This is a genomic window from Kitasatospora sp. NPDC051702 (genome assembly GCF_040681575.1).
GTDB lineage: Bacteria > Actinomycetota > Actinomycetes > Streptomycetales > Streptomycetaceae > Kitasatospora.
Window position 1 is genome coordinate 71,130 of record NZ_JBFAZB010000028.1, and the last position, 18,431, is coordinate 89,560.

Annotated in this window: 14 protein-coding genes, 1 tRNA gene and 1 riboswitch; of the genes, 6 read left to right on the forward strand and 9 right to left on the reverse strand. The window is 72.0% G+C overall.

Annotation, left to right across the window (positions count from 1 at the left end; translation table 11 throughout):
- Positions 1-193: 193 nt before the first annotated feature.
- The 6 genes from AB0N04_RS23010 to AB0N04_RS23035 all read right to left on the reverse strand — a co-directional run bounded on the left by AB0N04_RS23010 (position 194) and on the right by AB0N04_RS23035 (position 5,667).
- On the reverse strand, positions 194-1,003 hold the full coding sequence (locus AB0N04_RS23010) for an ABC transporter ATP-binding protein (RefSeq protein ID WP_360210712.1): 810 nt from the start codon (positions 1,001-1,003) through the stop codon (positions 194-196).
- Positions 996-1,937, reverse strand: coding sequence for an ABC transporter permease (locus tag AB0N04_RS23015; protein ID WP_360210710.1), 942 nt, complete (start codon positions 1,935-1,937; stop codon positions 996-998). Before AB0N04_RS23015 ends, AB0N04_RS23010 begins: the two co-directional genes overlap by 8 nt.
- A gap of 137 nt (positions 1,938-2,074) precedes the next feature.
- Entirely contained in the window at positions 2,075-2,920 is an 846-nt protein-coding gene (locus AB0N04_RS23020) for a glycosyltransferase (RefSeq protein WP_360210782.1), read from the reverse strand.
- 113 nt (positions 2,921-3,033) lie between these two features.
- Positions 3,034-3,771 (reverse strand): CDP-alcohol phosphatidyltransferase family protein, encoded by a 738-nt coding sequence (locus AB0N04_RS23025; protein ID WP_360210780.1) that lies wholly within the window; start codon positions 3,769-3,771, stop codon positions 3,034-3,036.
- 91 nt (positions 3,772-3,862) lie between these two features.
- Complete coding sequence (locus tag AB0N04_RS23030) at positions 3,863-4,924, reverse strand: iron-containing alcohol dehydrogenase family protein (protein ID WP_360210708.1); 1,062 nt, start codon at positions 4,922-4,924, stop codon at positions 3,863-3,865.
- On the reverse strand, positions 4,912-5,667 hold the full coding sequence (locus AB0N04_RS23035; protein ID WP_360210706.1) for a phosphocholine cytidylyltransferase family protein: 756 nt from the start codon (positions 5,665-5,667) through the stop codon (positions 4,912-4,914). Before AB0N04_RS23035 ends, AB0N04_RS23030 begins: the two co-directional genes overlap by 13 nt.
- A 529-nt stretch (positions 5,668-6,196) precedes the next feature.
- Between AB0N04_RS23035 and idi the strand changes: the two genes are divergently transcribed.
- Complete coding sequence (gene idi, locus AB0N04_RS23040; protein ID WP_360210704.1) at positions 6,197-6,865, forward strand: isopentenyl-diphosphate Delta-isomerase; 669 nt, start codon at positions 6,197-6,199, stop codon at positions 6,863-6,865.
- Positions 6,866-6,993: 128 nt separating this feature from the next.
- Here idi and AB0N04_RS23045 read toward each other — a convergent pair whose 3' ends face one another.
- Positions 6,994-7,488: an ATP-binding protein gene (locus tag AB0N04_RS23045; protein WP_360210778.1), complete on the reverse strand. Its 495-nt coding sequence runs from the start codon at positions 7,486-7,488 to the stop codon at positions 6,994-6,996.
- 394 nt (positions 7,489-7,882) lie between these two features.
- Here AB0N04_RS23045 and AB0N04_RS23050 point away from each other — a divergent pair.
- Both AB0N04_RS23050 and AB0N04_RS23055 read left to right on the forward strand, forming a co-directional pair.
- Positions 7,883-7,967, forward strand: a tRNA-Leu gene (locus tag AB0N04_RS23050).
- 344 nt (positions 7,968-8,311) lie between these two features.
- The gene (locus AB0N04_RS23055) at positions 8,312-10,000 is read left to right on the forward strand and encodes an APC family permease (protein WP_360210702.1); all 1,689 of its coding nucleotides are present in this window, start codon (positions 8,312-8,314) and stop codon (positions 9,998-10,000) included.
- Between the two features lie 291 nt (positions 10,001-10,291).
- Here the strand turns inward: AB0N04_RS23055 and AB0N04_RS23060 are convergent, their stop codons facing one another.
- The gene (locus AB0N04_RS23060; protein ID WP_360210700.1) at positions 10,292-11,281 is read right to left on the reverse strand and encodes a class I SAM-dependent methyltransferase; all 990 of its coding nucleotides are present in this window, start codon (positions 11,279-11,281) and stop codon (positions 10,292-10,294) included.
- A gap of 610 nt (positions 11,282-11,891) precedes the next feature.
- Here AB0N04_RS23060 and AB0N04_RS23065 point away from each other — a divergent pair.
- Entirely contained in the window at positions 11,892-13,337 is a 1,446-nt protein-coding gene (locus AB0N04_RS23065) for an aldehyde dehydrogenase family protein (RefSeq protein WP_360210698.1), read from the forward strand.
- A gap of 146 nt (positions 13,338-13,483) precedes the next feature.
- On the opposite strand, the gene AB0N04_RS23070 is transcribed toward AB0N04_RS23065, so the two are convergent.
- Positions 13,484-14,953 (reverse strand): glycine hydroxymethyltransferase, encoded by a 1,470-nt coding sequence (locus AB0N04_RS23070; RefSeq protein WP_360210696.1) that lies wholly within the window; start codon positions 14,951-14,953, stop codon positions 13,484-13,486.
- A gap of 20 nt (positions 14,954-14,973) precedes the next feature.
- Positions 14,974-15,070: riboswitch (ZMP/ZTP riboswitch) on the reverse strand.
- 295 nt (positions 15,071-15,365) lie between these two features.
- Between AB0N04_RS23070 and AB0N04_RS23075 the strand changes: the two genes are divergently transcribed.
- Both AB0N04_RS23075 and AB0N04_RS23080 read left to right on the forward strand, forming a co-directional pair.
- Positions 15,366-16,331, forward strand: a complete 966-nt coding sequence (locus tag AB0N04_RS23075; protein ID WP_360210694.1) for an ABC transporter permease — start codon at positions 15,366-15,368, stop codon at positions 16,329-16,331.
- A gap of 253 nt (positions 16,332-16,584) precedes the next feature.
- The gene (locus AB0N04_RS23080) at positions 16,585-18,336 is read left to right on the forward strand and encodes an ABC transporter substrate-binding protein (protein WP_360210692.1); all 1,752 of its coding nucleotides are present in this window, start codon (positions 16,585-16,587) and stop codon (positions 18,334-18,336) included.
- The last annotated feature ends 95 nt before the right edge of the window (positions 18,337-18,431 follow it).

An 18,431-nucleotide genomic window follows, 5' to 3' on the forward strand; every position in this document is an offset into this window, starting at 1 on the left:
GGGGCGTCACGTCCGGCACACCGCCCCCGCGCCTACAGCCTGACACCACGGGCCGCGCCGGAGAAGGGCGCCCCGCCCGGCGCACGGGGCGCTCACCCCGCCGGCGGCGGGCCACCCGGGTTACCGGCGGCGGGCACGACGCGGGGGGCCGGCCCCGGGAACCCCCGGAACCGGCCCCCCGGACCGTTCGGTGCTACGGGCGCTCGCCGCGCTCGTAGCGGCCCACGACCTCCTCGGTCGGGCCGTCCATCACCAGCTCGCCGTGCTCGATCCAGATCGTCCGCTCGCAGACCTCGCGGATCGAGCTGTTGTCGTGGCTGACCAGGAAGACCGTACCGGCCGACTGGCGCAGCTCCTCGATCCGCTTCTTGCTGCGCTGCTGGAACGCCTGGTCGCCGGTGGCCAGCGCCTCGTCGATCAGCAGCACGTCGTGGGTCTTCGCGGCGGCGATGGAGAACCGCAGCCGGGCGCCCATGCCGGAGGAGTACGTGCGCATCGGCAGCGAGATGAAGTCGCCCTTCTCGTTGATGCCCGAGAAGTCGACGATGTCCTGGTAGCGGCGCCGGACCTCGGCCGGCGGCATGCCCATCGCCAGGCAGCCGAGGATGACGTTGCGCTCACCCGTGAGCTCGTTCATCAGCGCCGCGTTCACGCCCAGCAGCGAGGGCTGGCCGTTGGTGTAGATGCCGCCCTTCTCGGTCGGCAGCAGGCCGGCGATGGCCGCCAGCATCGTCGACTTGCCGGACCCGTTGGACCCGATCAGGCCGACCGCCTCGCCCTTGTAGGCGGTGAAGCTGATGCCGCGCACCGCGTGCACCTCGCGCACGCCCGAGCCGCGCTTGCGGCTGACGATGCGGCTGAGCGCCGAGGTGGCGCTGCCCTTGCCGGAACCGGCGCCGTGCACCCGGTAGACGATGTGCACGTCGTCGACGACGACGGTGGGCTCACGGGCGACGTCGGTGTCGCGGACGGTCGCCGTCTTGCTCAGGTCGATGTCAGCCACGGCCGTACTCCTCCTCGGCCTTCCAGAAGAAGACGTATCCGATCACGAACATCACGACCGCCCAGCCGATGCCGTAGGCCCACTGGTGCGGCGGGAGGTCCTGGTGCTGGGGCTGGTGCTTGTTGTAGATGATCGGCGCGAAGGCGTGCCGGAGCAGGTCCATGTAGACCGACGCCGGGTTCACCTGCATCAGCACCTGGATGGAGTGCGGCCAGGTGCTGATCTTGTCCTGGATGCTGAACATCACGCCGGACAGGAACATCCAGGCCCGCATCACGAACGGGATGAGCTGGGAGATGTCACTGGTCTTGGCGCCGATCCGGGCCATCACCAGGGCGATGCCGGTGTTGAACATCATCTGCAGCAGCAGCGCCGGGACGATCAGCAGCCAGGTCCGGCCCGGCTCGATGCCGCTGATCAGCACGGTGGCGACCAGCACCACCATCGAGATCAGCAGCTGCTGGAGCTGGATCACCGTGAAGGCGATCGGCAGCGAGGCGCGCGGGAAGTGCAGCGCCCGGATCAGCCCGAGGTTGTCCGAGATCGCCCGGGTGCCGGACTGCACGGCGTTCTGGGTGAACTGGAAGACGAAGACGCCGATGCAGAGCCAGGCGATGTAGGTGTCCGGCGGGAAGTTGTCCTTGCTCGCCAGGATGACACCGAACACCAGGTAGAAGACCGCGCAGTTCAGCAGCGGGGTCACGACCTGCCACAGCTGGCCCAGCTTGGCGTCGGTGTACTGCGCCACCAGGCGGGCGGTGGCGAAGGCCCAGATGAAGTGGCGCCGGGCCCAGAGCTGCTTGGTGTAGGCGATCAGGCCGGGCCGTCTGCCGCTGACCGACAGGCCGTACTTGTCCGCAAGCTGCTTGGGGGTCAGGCCCGCGTCCGCCCCCCTGGGGGCTGAGAGGCTGACGGGTTCACTCACTGTCGACACATTCGTCCTTCACGCGGGATCGGTCGGGGCGGCCGGTCGACGGGGGTCCGCCGGCCTTGCGCCGATGGGGATCCACTGGGATCACGGGGGAAGTCCGGCCGGTGTGTGACCACCGACCGCAGCGATCGATCATTCGATCAGATGACCGGTGGCCGGCCCAGCCTGGTCAGTCGCCAAACGGTACGCCATCGCATCGGCCGCCGCGGACCGCAGGGTTCGCGCCAGCCTGCCCGGAACCCGCCCCACCAGGCCTTCAGCGCCTCCGAGGAGGGGCGGCGGGCCAGGGTGAGCAGGAACCAGGTTCCCAGATAGAGAGGCACCAACAGGCCCGGAAGGTTCCGCCTCGCGAGCCAGACCCTGTTCCGGGCGATGTTGTGGAAGTAGGCGGCGTGCCGGGCGGGCGACGTCGCGGGGTGGTGCAGCACCACGTCGGCCCGGTAGTCGATGCCCCAGCCCGCGTCCGCCGCACGCCACGCGAGGTCGGTCTCCTCGTGGGCGTAGAAGAACTCCGCGGGCAGCTGCCCGGCCTGCTCGAACACCGTGCAGCGCACGGCGCTCGCGCCGCCCAGGAAGGTCGTCACCGGGGAGGAGCGCAGCGGGTCGCGCGCGCGCAGCCGGGGGACGTGACGGCGCTGGGTCACGCCGGTGTCGGGGTCGGCGATCCGGAAGGACACGATGCCCAGCCCCGGATCGGCCGTGAAGGCCTCCCGCAGCAGCCGGGCGGAGTCGGTGCGCGGCAGGTGCCCGTCGTCGTCCAGGAAGAGGACGGCGTCGACGTCCTTCCCGTCCCGGCCGAACAGCTCGATGCCGACGTTGCGCCCGCCCGGGATGCCCAGGTTCTCCGGCAGCTCCACGCTGCGCACGCCCTCGGGCAGCGGCGGCAGCTTGGCGCCCTGGCCCACCACCGCCAGCTCGACGGCCGGGCCCTCCTGGGCGCGGACCGACTCGATCAGGGCGGCCAGCTCCGCGGGGCGGTTGCCCATGGTGATGATCACGGCGCCGAGGCGGAACCCCTGGGCACCCGTCCCGGCGTTCACCCGGTCACCTCGTTCTGCTCGCTCATGCGCCCCCTCCAGGACGGACTCGCCGGGCCCGCTCATCGCAGCCTGCTGGACAGGACGATGCTCAGCAGGTGCAGCACGGTCTGCAGCATGGCGATCGCGGCCAGCACGACCACCGCGACCCGGGTGAAGAACAGCCCCCCGTGGACGGCGTCGGCGACCCCGGCCGCGAGGATGAACAGCGAGGCCTCGACCGCGCCGACCAGGCGGTGGAACTTCAGGAAGGAGGCCGCCCGGCGGGCCCTGGCCACCGAGGACGAGCGCGGCACCGAGGCGCTGTCCTCGACCGCCGTCAGACCGCTGCGGGCCCGGGCCACGTCCACCAGGTCCGTCTCGGACTTGATCAGGATCGCGCCGAGCGCGGCCAGCGTGCCGAGGAACGCCCACTCCCAGTGCGAGCCGCCGCCCTCGCGGTGCAGCAGGTCGGTGGCGCGCAGGCCCAGACCGGTCAGCAGGGCCGCCTCGGACATGTAGTGGCCGACCCGGTCCAGGTAGACGCCGGTGAGCGAGGTCTGCCGGCGCCAGCGGGCCACCTCGCCGTCCACGCAGTCCAGCAGCAGGTAGACCTGGATCAGCAGGGCGCCCAGGACGGCGCCCACGATGCCCGGGACCACCAGCGCGGCACCGGCCAGGATGCCGGTGAACATCATCAGGTAGGTCAGGCCGTTGGGCGTGATCGCCGTCACCGTGGACAGCACGCGGGTGATCCGCAGCGAGATCTTCCGCATGTACAGGCGCCCGGCCCAGTGCTCGGCGCTGCGGCGCTGGAGCATGCCCTCCGGGTGGATCACCGCGCGCAGCTCCTCGATCGAGGGCCGGCGGCTCAGGTCCACCGGGGGCCGCTCGGCGCCCGCGGTGGAGGGGTCAGCTGTTGAGGGCTTGGACATAGTCGGCGTACGCGTCCCTGATTGCGGAAGGGGAGAGGTCGAGGTGCTCAAGGATGGTGAAGCGCCCCGGGCGGGTGTTCGGAGCGTAGTGCACCGCATCGGTGAACTCCGCCTCGGTGAAGCCGATCTGAGCCGCGGTCACCGGCAGTCCGTGCCGCGCCAGGCGCTCCACGATCAGACCGGTCAGCTCGCGCTCGCCCCGCAGGAAGCTGGCGAACGCGGCGCCGAGGCCGACCTGTTCGCCGTGCTGGGCGGAACGCTTGGGGTACAGCACGTCCAGGGCATGCGAGATCTCGTGGCAGGCGCCCGAGGAGGGCCGGGTGCTGCCAGCGATGTTCATCGCGATGCCGGACAGTACCAGGGCTTCCGCGAGGGCTGTCAGCAGGTCCTGATCCTGAATGTTTCCTGGGTGCCGCAGCAGGTTCTCGCCCGCCGAACGGGCCATCGCCACCGCCAGTCCGTCCACCGGCTCGCCGGTGACCGCGTGGGACAGCTCCCAGTCCGCGCAGGCCGAGATGTTGGAGACCACGTCGCCGATCCCGGCCGCCACGAAGCGCGGCGGCGCCTGCCGGATCACGTCCAGGTCGACGACGATGCCGATCGGGCTGGGCACCCCGTAGGAGCCGCGCCCGGCGTCGTTGTCGAGCGTGGACACCGGCGAGCAGATGCCGTCGTGGGCCAGGTTGGTGGCGACCGCGACCAGCGGCAGCCCGACCCGGGCGGCCGCGTACTTGGCGGCGTCGATGATCTTGCCGCCGCCGAGCCCGACCATCGCGTCGTAGTGCCCGCCGCGCATCGCCTCGGCCAGCCGCACCGCGCTGTCCAGGCTGCCGTCGTCCACGTTGTACCAGTCGGCGCCGGGCAGGGCCGGCTCCAGGCGGCGGCGCATCGCCGCGCCCGAGCCGTTGCTGATCGCCACGGCGATCCGGCCCGAGGCCGACAGCCGCTGGTCGGCGAGGATGCCGCCGAGCGCGTCCAGCGCGCCCGGGCGGACCTCGACGAACAGCGGCGACGGGACCAGCCGGGTCAGTACTGGCACGCGATCTCCCGCGCCTTCGCCAGGTCCTCGTGGTTGTCGACCTCGACCCAGGACACCTCGCCGATCGGCTGCACGTCGATCCGCAGGCCCCGGTCGACCATCTCCTGGTAGCCGTCCTCGTAGTACAGCTGCGGGTCGCGCTCGTAGGTGGCGCGCAGCGCGTCGGTGAGGTCGGCGGCGGCGGCCGGGTTGATCACGGTCACGCCGATGTACTCGCCGGTGGCCTCGGCCGGGTCCATCAGCTTGGTGATGCGGCGCATCCCGGCGGCCGGGTCGACGACCACCTTCATCTCCTCGTCGGCGAGCTTCTTCACCGTGTCGAGGGCGAGCAGGATGCCGGGCTCCCGGCCGGCCTCGACGAGGCGGGCGTTGCCCTCCAGCATCGTGCGCTGGACCGAGGCCGGGTGCACGGTGTCGCCGTTGGCCAGCAGCAGGCCCTCGGTGAAGAGCTCGCGGGCGCACCAGAGCGAGTAGGCGTTGTTCCACTCCTCGGCCTTGTCGTTCTCGACCAGGTGGAGCTTGACGCCGTAACGGGACTCCAGGGCGTCCTTGCGGTCGTACACCGCCTCCTTGCGGTAGCCGACGACGATCGCCGCGTCACGCAGCCCGACCTCGGCGAAGTTCGCGAGGGTGAGGTCCAGCACGGTCCGCTCCCCGTCGACCGGCACCAGCGCCTTGGGGAGGGTGTCGGTGTACGGGCGCAGCCGCCGGCCGGCGCCGGCTGCCAGAACGAGGCCGATCATGCGGGGTCTCCTGATCCGTCGTGCGGTGCGCGGGCGTGCCGGGGCACCGGCTTGCGTCCGGGGCCCTCCGGCCGGGCCCGGCGCGCCGGTCCCGTCCGGCTCCCGGGCCCGTCCCCGTCCGGGTCTCCCCCGTCCGGCCGGGCCGCGAGTCGGCGCGCCGGTGCCGTCGCAGATGCGGGCACCGTGTCGTAAGTGATGGTAGGCGACCGGGGCGACCAGCCCGAACGCGGCCGGGGGGCCGGGAGGTGACGGGAGGATGGCGGAGCGTCGATCGAACGCAATTCGAACGCCTACCGAACAGTCCTGCTATTCCAGGGCCCCTTCCGGGGCCGGCCCGTGCCCGTCTCCGCCCGGATTCGGCCTCCCTGCGGTCATGATCCGCCCGGTTGTGCGTGGGACCCCTACCGACCGCCACCCATACGGCAGACTGGAGCCCGACGCCGGCGCCGGTGCCCCCGCTGCGTCCGATGCAACCGGTGTACCGGACGCACCCGATGCCCCCGTTGCTCCCGCTCCCGAAAGAGGCCTCATGCCCCAGAGTCTGCCGACCGACCCGACCAACCCGACCCACTTCGACTCCGAGATCGACACCGGTCTGGACGTCGAGACCGACGTGGCGGTCGCCCGGGGGATCTCGGCCGGGACCGGCGACGCCACCGGCACCGAGATCCTGCTGGAGCTCGTGGACGACGAGGGCAACACCATCGGCACCGCCGAGAAGCACTGGGCGCACCAGCAGCCGGGCCGGCTGCACCGCGCCTTCTCCGTCTTCCTCTTCGACCGCCAGGGGCGGCTGCTGCTCCAGCGGCGGGCACTCGGCAAGTACCACTCCCCCGGTGTCTGGTCGAACACCTGCTGCGGCCACCCCTACCCCGACGAACCGCCGTTCGTCGCCGCCGCCCGCCGCACCGCGGAGGAGCTCGGCGTCGCACCGGCGCTGCTCTGCGAGGCCGGGACCGTCCGCTACGACCTCCCGGACGAGACCTCCGGGCTGATCGAGCGGGAGTGGAACCACCTGTTCGTGGGGCTCGTCACCGCTCCGGTCACGCCCAACCCGGACGAGGTCGAGGACTTCGCCTTCGTGACCGCGCAGGAGCTGCGGGAGCTGCGGGCCGAGCGGCCCTTCTCGGTCTGGTTCGACACCGTCCTCGAGGGGGCGCTGCCGGGGATCCGGGAGATCGCCGGTCGGGACTGGTAGCCGGCCGGGGACTGGTGGCCGGCCGGGACCCGCTCGTCGGGGCCCCGGTCCGCTGTGGGGCGGGGCCCCGGTCCGTTGTGGCGCGGGTCCGGTCGGTTGCGGGGCGGGTCCGGGGGCGGGCCGCCGCCTCAGTCCTCGTCGAGCTCCGGGGGGATGGGCAGCGAGGCCCAGATGACCTTGCCGCCCTCCCCGGTCCGTTCCACGTCGCACACCCCGCCGGCCTGCAGCGTCACGCTCTTCACCAACAGCAGACCCCGGCCCCCGGTGCGGCCGGTGTCGCTCTCCAGGGCCTTCGGCCGGTACGGGTCGCCGTCCTCGACCGACACCCGCACCCAGCCCCGGCGGACCGAGAGCTCCGTGGTCACCTCCGGGGACAGCTCGGCGGCGTGCGTCACCGCGTTGCCCACCAGCTCCGAGACGATCAGCAGCAGGTCGTCCACCAGCTCCTGGTAGCGCACCCCGGCCATCCCCTGCGCCAGCAGGCGGTCGCGCACCGCGTGCCGGGTGAGCGGCACCGAGGACTCGGCCGCCGGCACCGGGAAGCGCCACACGCCCTCCACGGGGGCCACCGGAGCGCGGCCCGGGGCGCCGCGTCTCGGACCTGCCTTCGCCGCCCCGCTCATCTGCTCCACGTCCAGCCGCCCTTCGTCCGCTACCCGGGGATGTCCGCGACCCGGGAATCAGGCGTTCCGCTCATGGCGCCCTCGGTCCACAGAGGCTAGGAGAGGCGTCGGCGGCACCACGGCACCGTCGACAACTTGCCCGTGTCGGACCGCTTCCGGCCGGATCCGACCGCGCCCGCCACCGGGGCAGACCGTTTCCTTCGCGCTCGGCACCGCTTCGGCCGCGGTTCGCGCGCCCTGGCGACCCGTCCCAGCCAGTCGGACCTCCCGACCGGCCCGGGCGCCCCGGGCGCGCGACCGGCACCGGGGAAACGCAGGTGAGAAGCACTCCAGAACCCTGGTAATGTTCTCTCTGTCGCCGAGGGGGCGAGAAAAACCCCGAAGCACACACCCTGTCCGGGTGGCGGAATGGCAGACGCGCTAGCTTGAGGTGCTAGTGCCCTTTATCGGGCGTGGGGGTTCAAGTCCCCCCTCGGACACAGCCGAATTCCCTGTGGGATCCGAAAGGAACCCACAGGGAATTTTTGTTTTCCCCGGGGATCTTCAGGGCTGTTCGGGCTGCGTGGGGCCGGTGAGGCCTGGGCGGGCCGTTCGGGCCGCGTCGGCCGGTGGGGGCTGGGCGGGCCGGTTCGCAGAGCCTCCGAGGTGTCCGGCACAACCGAAAACCGGACACGAGATGGCAACGATCGGACGGTTTGAGCTTCCCCTGAGGTATTCGCCCGATTTCGGCCCATAGGCTGCTTTCCGTTTGTCCGGAATACCGAGGCAAAGCCGCACATACGCCGACACCACCCGATGAACCCCGAGCGAGAGGACCGATACGTTGAGTGAGCCAGAGTCGCCGACGGCATCACACCACAACTACCGCCGATCGCTCGGCACCATCAGCCTGACCGCCGTCGGGCTCGGGTCGATCATCGGATCCGGCTGGCTGTTCGGCGCCGAGCGCGCCGCCCGGCTGGCGGGCCCGGCGTCGATCCTGGCCTGGGTGATCGGGGCCGCGGTCGCGCTGACCATCGCCCTGACCTACAGCGAGCTGGGCTCGATGTTCCCCAAGGCCGGTGGCATGGTCCGGTACGGCCAGTACTCGCACGGCTCGCTCGCCGGGTACCTCGCCGCCTGGGCCAACTGGATCGCCATCGTCTCGGTCATCCCCGGCGAGGCCACCGCCTCCGTCCAGTACATGAGCTCCTGGCACTTCGACTGGGCGAAGGGGCTGTACGACGGCAAGGAGCTCACCCTCAGCGGGGTGGCGCTGGCCAGCGTGCTGCTGGTGGGCTACTTCGTCCTGAACTGGTTCGCGATCACGCTGTTCGCCAAGACCAACACCGCGATCACCGTCTTCAAGGTCGTCGTGCCGACGCTGACCGCCGGCGCCCTGCTGTTCGCCCACTTCGACACCGCCCACTTCACCGACCACGGCGGGTTCGCGCCGAACGGCTGGAGCGCGGTGTTCACCGCCGTCGCGGTGTCCGGCATCGTCTGGGCCTTCAACGGCTTCCAGTCGCCGCTCAACCTCGCCGGCGAGGCCCGCGACCCCGGCAAGTCGCTGCCGAAGGCCGTCATCGGCTCGATCCTGATCGCGCTGGTGATCTACGTCGCGCTGCAGGTCGCCTTCCTCGGCGCCATCCCGGCCGCCGACCTCTCGAACGGCTGGAGCGGCCTCGGCTACACCTCGCCGCTGGCCGACCTCTCGATCGCCTGGGGCCTCAACTGGCTCGCCCTGCTGCTGTACGCGGACGCGTTCATCTCCCCCAGCGGCACCGGCATGATCTACGCCGCCACCACCTCGCGCATGATCCACGGCGTGCAGGAGAACGGCCACCTGCCGAAGGTCTTCGGCAAGGTCGACGCGCGCACCGGCATCCCGCGCCCCGCGCTGGTCCTCAACCTGGTGGTCGCGTTCCTCTTCCTCGCCGTCTTCCGCGGCTGGGGCTCGCTGGCCGAGATCGTCTCGGTGGCCACCGTGATCTCCTACATCACCGGCCCGGTCGCCGTGATGGCGCTGCGCCGCCTCGCCCCCGACCTGCCCCGGCCGGTCCGGCTGCGGGCCATGCCCGTCATCGCCCCGGTCGCGATGGTCTTCGGCTCGCTGGTCCTCTACTGGGCCCGCTGGCCGCTCACCGGCAAGGTCATCCTGCTGATGGCCGCCGGCCTGCCGATCTGGGCCTGGTACGAGCTGCGCAAGCCGTGGGCCGAGCTGCGGCCGAACCTGAAGGCGGGCGCCTGGATGGTCGCCTACCTGTTCGTGATGGCGGGTATCTCCTGGGCCGGCAGCACCGACTTCGGCGGCCAGGGCTACCTGCCCGAGGGCTGGGACCTCCTGGTCGTCGCCGCCATCGGCCTCGCCTTCTACTACTGGGGCGTCGCCAGCGCCTGGGCCAACCCGTCGCTGGCCGCCGTCCGGCGGGAGCTGGACGCCGAGGCCGCGACCGCGGCCACCGCGGAGGGCGCGGCCGGCGCCGGCGCCGTGGAGGGCGCCGGAAGCGGCCGGGAGCCGTCGAAGGTCTGATCCCTGATCCCTGTAGGAGTCGAGGGGCCGGTCGGATTGTCCGACCGGCCCTTCGGCGTTGGCGGGGCCCGGGCTCGGGGCGGGCCTTGGGGGGTGGGGGTAGGGAGGCGGGGAGGCGGCGAGTAACAGATGACAGGTTTCAGCGAACAGATTTCAGATGACAGATTTCATATTCTGTTCGCTGACATCTGTCAGTTGAATTCTGTCAGCTGCCGGCTGTCGGCCGTCCACCATCGGTCGCCATCGGCGCTCCGGGCGTTCCGGCTGCTCCGCTCGTCCTGACCGACGCGGTCAGCCCCGGCGGGCGCGGCGGATGGCCGAGGTGAGGACCGGGGGCAGCAGGTCCCGGGCGGCGCGCTTGGCGACGTTGGCGGGGCGGCGCTGGTCGGCGGCACGGGCGCGGCGGGCGGCGAGGTCGCGGGCCGCCTCCTCCTGCGCCTCCTGGACAGCGCGGCGGGACTCCTCGGCCTCGCGGCGGGCGGCCTCCGCGGCCAGCCGGTGCTGGTGCCGCGACGGACGGAAGGACTCGATGCCCTCCGAGCTGCCGGTCATCCGGAGCACCTGCTGCCCGTTCAGGGTCTCGGTGCTCAGGTAGCAGCCCGCGGCCAGGTCCACCCGGTCGAGCAGGTCCCGCTGGAACGGCTCCGGGTCCCCCCAGGTGCCGTAGAACTTGCACTCGGTGAGCATGATCGGCTTCAGCCCGTGGTTGAAGACCGCTCCCCAGGTGGCCGCGGCCACGCCCGGGGTGTGCTGCGATCGGTAGTCGTCCAGCACCACGACGCCCTGGTCCTGCAGCGCGACGCGCGCGACCTGGAGGTCGCCGACGACGTGCTCGTACAGGTGCGAGGCGTCGATGTGGATGAACCGGAACGCGCCCGCGGGGATCCGCCCGCCGGCCAGGACCGAGGTCGGGGCCTGGATGATCTCCGGGAGCCGCTCGTGGAAGGAGAGGTAGTTGGACTCGAAGGCGGAGCGGGTCAGCGACTTGCGGTAGGAGATGTCCATCTCGGCGGCGTTCTCGTCGTCCGGCGCGTCCGAGTCGAAGAGGTCACAGACGGTGAACGTCTCACCGGGCTGGAGGTGCTCGCCGATCACGATCGCACTGCGGCCCAGGTACGCACCCATCTCCAGCAGGTCGCCGGTGACCCCGGCCTTCTCCTGCCGCGCCATGAACCAGTCGAACGAGTGCCGGTCGTGGTCCCAGAACCAGCCCGGGACGTCGTCCAGAACAGCCGGCTCGACAGGCCGCTGAGACTCGTCCTTCAACGCGGCATCGGTCACGGGATGCTCCTTATGCGGTACGGATGACCTGCGGATTTGAGCCAGACCTCAGCCCGGTGGCAGCATCCCGGCGGCTCCTCCGGACACGCGTGTCCCGGCCATGCACACCACTACGAACCACTGGCAACAGTAGTGCCCCGTGGCTGAGTTCGCTGCAATCTACAGTGACGCCCGCCACCGTGAGGAGCTTTTCGCGCGATGAGTTTCGTGATCGGTCGGTTCGCTTCCGGAGGGTGAGCACGGAGCCTTCGGGAGGCTTCGGCCACCGCGCCGCGGCGGCCCCTCCGGCCTCGTCCGCGCGGCGCGGTCCCGGCCGGTCGGCGCGGGCGCCGGGCCCCGGTCCGATCGGCCGGCGGTGCAGCAGCCCGTCCGTCAACTCCGTTCCGGGCGAGGGGCGGTGGGCCCGGCGGCGGAGGGTCTGGCCGCAGGTGACCGGGGTGGTCCCGCGATGGCGCGCCCGGGCGCGGGGCGAGCCGTCCGGGGAGTGCAGCACGGGGTTCGCACCGAGGTAACCGGCTGGTCCACCGGACCGGATTGACTCTTGCGCGCGGCCGCTCCGGCCGCCTTGACTGGCCTACCTACTAGCACTGTTAGTTAATCGGCTGATCGGATGAGAGGACACTCGGTGCAGCAGTACGCGGAGTACCGCGACCAGTACATCGACGGCGCCTGGCGGCCCTGCGGGGACGACGCCGGGACGATCACGGTGCTGAACCCGGCGACCGAGCAGGTGCTCGCCACCGTCCCGGCCGGCGGCACCGCCGACGTCGACGCCGCGGTCACCGCGGCCCGCCGGGCCGCCCCCGCCTGGGCGGCGACCACCCGCGAGGACCGGCTCGCCCTGCTCACCGCGCTGCGGGACGGGATCGCCGCCGCCCAGGAGGAGATCACCGCGACGGTGGTCGCCGAGCTCGGCGCCCCGGTCGGCTTCGCCGCCGCCGTGCACGCCGGGCTGCCCCTGACCGTCGCGACCTCGTACCTGGCACTGCTCGCCGAGCACCCCTTCGAGGAGCGGATCGGCAACTCGCTGGTGCTCGCCGAACCCGCCGGAGTGGTCGCCGCGATCACGCCGTGGAACTACCCGCTGCACCAGATCGTCGCCAAGGTCGTCCCGGCGCTCGCGGCCGGCTGTCCGGTCGTCCTCAAGCCGGCCGAGGACACCCCGCTGGTGGCCCGACTGTTCGCCCGCCTGGTGCACGAAGCGGGCCTGCCCGCAGGCGTGTTCAACCTGGTGACCGGTACCGGAGCGGTGGCCGGCGCGGCGCTCGCCGCCCACCCCGGAGTGGACGTGGTCTCGTTCACCGGTTCCACCGCCGTCGGCCGGCAGGTCGCCGAGACGGCCGGCCGGGGGCTCAAGAGGGTCGCCCTGGAGCTCGGCGGCAAGTCCGCCAACGTGGTGCTGCCCGGGGCGGACCTCGCCCGGGCGGTCAACGTGAACATCGCCAACGTCTTCGCCAACTCCGGCCAGACGTGCAGCGCGTGGACCCGTCTGCTGGTGCACCGGGACCACTACGAGGAGGCGGTCGCGACGGCCGCCAAGGCCGCCGCCAAGTACCTCCCGGGCGATCCGGCCGACCCGCGGACCCGGATCGGCCCGCTGGTCAGCGCCGCCCAGCTCGCCCGGGTGCGCCGCCACGTCGAGGGGGCGCTCGCCGAGGGCGCCCGGCTGGTCGTCGGCGGCGCGGAGCCCGTCCCCGGACTTCCCACCGGCTTCTACGTCCTGCCGACCGTACTCGCGGACGTCACACCGGACATGACGATCGCTCAGGAGGAGGTCTTCGGGCCCGTCCTGGCGATCCTGCCCTACCGGGACGAGGACCACGCGGTCGAACTCGCCAACGGTACCGAGTACGGCCTGGCCGGGGGTGTCTGGGCAGCGGACACCGCTACCGCCGCCGCGTTCGCCCGCCGCCTCGACACCGGCCAGGTCGACCTCAACGGCGGCCGGTTCAACCCGCTCGCCCCGTTCGGCGGTTACAAGAGCTCGGGGCTCGGCCGCGAGCTCGGCCGCCACGGCCTGGAGGAGTTCCTGCAGTACAAGTCGCTTCAGTTCTAGGCCGAACAGGCCCCCGCGGGGATCCTCCCGGGCCCGCACGCGGTTGCGCGGGCGGGCCCGGGAGCGGCTGCAGCTGCACGGACGGACTGGCGGGCCCGGGATCAGGCCTGGGTCCGGGCCTGGTCCCGGGCCCGCTCGCGGCCCGGTCAGACCAGGTCGACGCCCGGGTAGAGGGGGAAGGGGGCGAGGAGGTCCGCGGCGCGCTTGGCGATCCCGTCGCGCACCGCGTCGTCGAGCCGGTACTGGGCCTTGGAGGCGGCGCCGCCGGCGCCGGTGGCCGGGGTGGTGGCACGCAGGACGGTGTCGATCAGCGCGGCGATCTCGTCCATCTCGGCGGTGCCGAGGCCGCGGGTGGTCAGCGCCGGGGTGCCCAGGCGCACGCCGGAGGTGTACCAGGCACCGTTCGGGTCCTGCGGGACGGAGTTGCGGTTGGTGACGACGCCCGAGTCCAGCAGCGCCGCCTCGGCCTGGCGGCCGGTCAGGCCGTAGCCCGTCACGTCGGCGAGCACGAGGTGGTTGTCGGTGCCGCCGGTGACCAGCTTGCCGCCGCGGCGCAGCAGGCCCTCGGCGAGCGCCCTGGCGTTGTCGACGACGGCCCGGGCGTAGGCCTGGAACTCCGGGCGGCGGGCCTCGGCGAAGGCGACGGCCTTGGCGGCCATGACGTGCGAGAGCGGGCCGCCGAGCACCAGCGGGCAGCCGCGGTCGACGTGCTCGGCCAGCTCGGCGGTGGAGAGCACCATGCCACCGCGCGGGCCGCGCAGCGACTTGTGGGTGGTGGTGGTGACGATGTGGGCGTGCCGGACGGGGTCGTGGTCGCCGGTCAGCACCTTGCCCGCGACCAGGCCGGCGAAGTGCGCCATGTCGACCATGAGGGTCGCGCCGACCTCGTCCGCGATCTCGCGCATCCGGCGGAAGTCGACCAGCCGCGGGTACGCGGAGTAGCCGGCCACCAGGATCAGCGGGCGGAACTCGCGGGCGGTCTCGCGCAGCGCGTCGTAGTCGATCAGGCCGGTCACCGGGTCGGTGCCGTAGCTGCGCTGGTCGAACATCTTGCCCGAGATGTTGGGGCGGAAGCCGTGGGTGAGGTGGCCGCCGGTGTCCAGGGACATGCCGAGCATCCGCTGGTTGCCGAGCGCCTGGCGCAGTTCGGCCCAGTCCTGCTCGGTGAGGTCGTTGACGTTGCGGACCTTCGCCCGTTCCAGCGCCGGGCTCTCGACGCGCTGGGAGAGGACCGCCCAGAAGGCGGTGAGGTTGGCGTCGATGCCGGAGTGCGGCTGGACGTAGGCGTGGTCGGCGCCGAACAGGGCGCGCGCGTGCTCGGCGGCGATGGTCTCGACGGTGTCGACGTTGCGGCAGCCCGCGTAGAAGCGGCGGCCGGCGGTGCCCTCGGCGTACTTGTCGCTGAGCCAGTTGCCCATGGCGAGCAGGACGGCCGGGGAGGCGTAGTTCTCGCTGGCGATCAGCTTGAGCGAGGCGCGCTGGTCCTCGAGCTCCTGCCCGATCGCGGCGGCGATCCGGGGCTCGACGCCGGCGACGACGTCGAGGGCGCTGCGGAAGGCGGTGTCGGCCGCGGCGTCGGCGGTGGTGTGGGGGCGGGCTGCGTGCGGAGTGGCCAAGGCTGTCTCCTCAAGGGGATGCGGACGGCCCAGGCGCTCGGCAACTTGACGTGACACTCCACGGAGCCGCTTCCCGATGGTTGATTCCATCCCTACGCGCCAGTCGCAGCCCACCGGGATCGTATCAACATCGGACGGACTGTGGCGGAGGTCTCAGAATGCGGAACGAGCCGCCCGTTTTGGCGGGCTATGTCCTTTCTCGTGCAACGCCCGTGTTGCGGCGAAATGAAGCCGCCACATTTCCCGTAACAGTGCCCAGGAATTTCCGTCCGGGTGATTTGCGGAGCGCCCGCGGCATCCGATCTGATGTCTTTTCGAAGGCCGACGGGAAACCCCCGGAGGCCCCTTAGGAAATGCACACCAGCGCACCCTCACCCACAGGGCGGCGGAGAATTCGGGGAGTACGCCTCTCATGGCCGTGGTCGAAACACCCGCGGGGCCCCGCCCCGCACCCGCCGCGCCGGGGCTGCTCGGCCGCCTCCGCCGGGACCGGGTCGGCGCCGCCGCGCTCGCCGTCGTCCTGCTGTTCCTGCTGCTCGCGCTCGCCGCCCCGCTGATCGCCGCCCTCTACGGGAGGAACCCGGTCGAGCACTACGGCCAGAACACTCCCGGCCTGCTCAGCGACGGCGGCCTGCCGGTACTGCCGAACGGCGGCATCTCCGGCGACTTCTGGTTCGGTCTGGAGCCCGGCCTGGGCCGGGACGTGCTGACCCAGCTGCTCTACGGCATCCGCACCTCGCTCCTGATCGCCTTCGCCTCCGCCGCCGTGACCACCGCGCTCGGCGTCCTGGCCGGGGTCGCGATCGGCTACCTGGGCGGGGCCGCCGACCGGATGTTCGGTTTCCTGGCCAATGTGCTGCTCGCTTTCCCGACCCTGCTCCTGCTGCTCGCGCTCAGCCCGGTCATTCAGTCCCGACTGGTCGACCCGGGCGCCGCGGAACCGGAGTGGATGCAGTTCCTGGTCCTGATCCTGGTATTCTCCGCGTTCGGCTGGATTCCGCTGGCACTTTCCCTCCGGGCCACCGTCCGTTCGCTCCGGGAAAGGGATTTCGTGCAGTCCGCACGGGCCCAGGGCGCGAGCCGCTTCCACGTCGTCGTCCACGAACTGCTGCCGAACGTCCGCTCGCAACTCCTGGTGCACGCCACCATGGCGGTGCCGGCCTTCGTCGCCTCCGAGGCGGTGCTGTCCTTCCTCGGCGTCGGCATCACCGAACCCGTCCCCGACTGGGGGCGGATGATCTCGCGCGGCTCCGAGGTCTTCCAGGCCGACCCGACCTACATGGTCTTCCCCGGTGTGGCGCTGCTGGTCTTCGTGCTCGCCTTCAACCTGCTCGGCGACGCCGTCCGCGACGCGCTGGACCCGCGCTCCGGGCGCTGAGTCCGGACGGCCCACGGCGGGGCCGCGAGGCCACGAGGCCGCCGGGTCCGCCGGGTCCGCCTGACCGGGCAGGTCTGCCAGGCCGGGCAGGTCAACACATCACCAGGCCACCGTCCTGCCGTCATTCCCTCAGCCCCTCAGCCCGCCTTCCCCTCAGCCCGCCTTCCCGCCATCCCGTCATCCCCCGTCGGACACCCGTGTCCGACGTCCACCCCGCGTCCACCCCCGGTCAGGGGGCAAGGAGAGATTCGCCATGCGCTGGACCAAACCGTCCCTCGCCGTCGTCGCCACCGCCCTGCTGGCGAGCGCCTGCTCGGCCGGTGCGGGCACCGGCCCGGCCCCCGCCGGCGCGGCCGCCAAGGAGACCGCCCCGCTGACCGCCGCCCTCGGCAGCGAGAAGGACAGCGCGGGCCCGGCCCCCGCCGTCTCCGGCGCCCGGGCCGGCGGCACCGTCAACGTCTACAACGCCACCGACTTCCGCCACCTCGACCCGCAGAAGGTCTACGCGGGCGCCGCCTACAACGCCTCGCTGCTCTGGGGCCGGCAGCTGACGCAGTACCAGGTCGTCGACGGAAAGGCCAAGCTGGTCGGCGACCTGGCCACCGACACCGGCATCTCCACCGACGGAGGCCGCACCTGGACGTACCGGCTCAAGCCGGGCGTGGCCTGGGAGGACGGTCAGCCGATCACCTCCCAGCAGGTCAAGTACGGCATCGAGCGCAGCTTCGGCAAGGGCTACGAGGTCGGCCCGCCCTACTGGCCGCAGTGGCTCACCGGCGAGGCCAGCTACGAGGACGCCCGCAAGAAGTACGCCGGGCCGCAGGACGGCGACCTCGCCGCCGTCGAGACCCCCGACGACCGCACCCTCGTCCTCCACTTCCCGCAGCCGCAGGCCGACGTGCCCTACATGGCCGCGCAGTCCTCCTCCTCCCCGGTCCGCAAGGACAAGGACACGGGGACCGACTACGACCGCCAGCCCTTCGCCAGCGGCCCGTACCGGATCGTCGAGCACGTCCAGAACACCCGGCTGGTGCTGGAGCGCAACCCGTACTGGAAGGCCGAGACCGACCCGATCCGCAGCCAGTACCCGGAGAAGTTCGTCTTCACCTTCGGCAAGGAGGCGCTCAACATCAACCAGGAGATCCTCTCCGGCCGGGACGGCGGCGCCGACGCCACCACCGTCTCCACCGCCCTCTCCCCCGAGCTGTACCAGACCGCCGACACCGACCCGAAGGCCAGGGAGCTGGTCGTCTCCGGCCGCCAGGGCGCCTTCGTCACCCAGCTGGTGATCAACAACGAGCGGGTGCCGGACGTCGCCGTCCGCAGGGCCCTGCACCTCGCCTACCCGCGCCAGCAGGCGCGGCAGGTCCAGGGCGGCTCCCGGGTCGGCGAGCTCGCCACCACCCTGAGCTCGCCCGCCCTCCTCGACTGGGAGAAGTACGACCTCGACCCCGTGAAGCCCGAGGGCGACCCGGAGGCCGCCAAGTCCGCCCTCGCCGCGGCCAAGCAGCCGCCCGCGCCGCTCACCTACGGCTACGCCAACACGCCCGTCGGGCAGCGCGTCGCCCAGGTGCTGGTGGACGGCTTCGCCAAGGCCGGCATCACCGTCGTGCCCAAGCCGATCGACCCCAAGGCGCTGCTGGACGAGGTGCACCGCGCCGACTCCCCCTACGACCTGTTCGAGGAGACCAGCTCCGTCGACTGGCCGACCCCGTCCACGCTGATCCCGTTCTCCTTCGACGGGCGCGCCGGCAGCGACCTCAACTCCGCGCGCTACCGCAACCCGGCCGTCGACCAGGAGATCGACCGGATCAACCAGATCGGCGAGCCTCGCGCCAAGGCCAAGGAGCTGTACGCGCTGGAGCGGACCGTCATGAAGGACGTGCCGGTGCTGCCGTTCGCCTACCCGACGGTCAACCAGCTGCACGGCTCCAACGTCGGCGGGGCGTTCATCCACCCGATCTACGGCACGGTCAGCCTGGCCTGGCTGTACCTGAAGTCCTGAGCCGACCGCCGGCCCGTCCCCGCTGCCGTCGCGAGAGGTGGCGGGGACTGGCCGGCGGGCCGGCGGGCGCCTCTCCCCGGCGGTCCCCCGCCGTT

What these genes read in the sequence shown, in the direction of transcription:
- AB0N04_RS23020 (WP_360210782.1), bottom strand. Translation starts at nt 2,920, where the DNA reads ATGGGCAACCGCCCCGCGGAGCTGGCCGCCCTGATCGAGTCGGTCCGC.
- AB0N04_RS23025 (WP_360210780.1), bottom strand. Translation starts at nt 3,771, where the DNA reads ATGCTCCAGCGCCGCAGCGCCGAGCACTGGGCCGGGCGCCTGTACATG.
- AB0N04_RS23035 (WP_360210706.1), bottom strand. Translation starts at nt 5,667, where the DNA reads ATGATCGGCCTCGTTCTGGCAGCCGGCGCCGGCCGGCGGCTGCGCCCG.
- idi (WP_360210704.1), top strand. Translation starts at nt 6,197, where the DNA reads ATGCCCCAGAGTCTGCCGACCGACCCGACCAACCCGACCCACTTCGAC.
- AB0N04_RS23045 (WP_360210778.1), bottom strand. Translation starts at nt 7,488, where the DNA reads ATGAGCGGGGCGGCGAAGGCAGGTCCGAGACGCGGCGCCCCGGGCCGC.
- AB0N04_RS23065 (WP_360210698.1), top strand. Translation starts at nt 11,892, where the DNA reads ATGAGAGGACACTCGGTGCAGCAGTACGCGGAGTACCGCGACCAGTAC.
- AB0N04_RS23075 (WP_360210694.1), top strand. Translation starts at nt 15,366, where the DNA reads ATGGCCGTGGTCGAAACACCCGCGGGGCCCCGCCCCGCACCCGCCGCG.
- AB0N04_RS23080 (WP_360210692.1), top strand. Translation starts at nt 16,585, where the DNA reads ATGCGCTGGACCAAACCGTCCCTCGCCGTCGTCGCCACCGCCCTGCTG.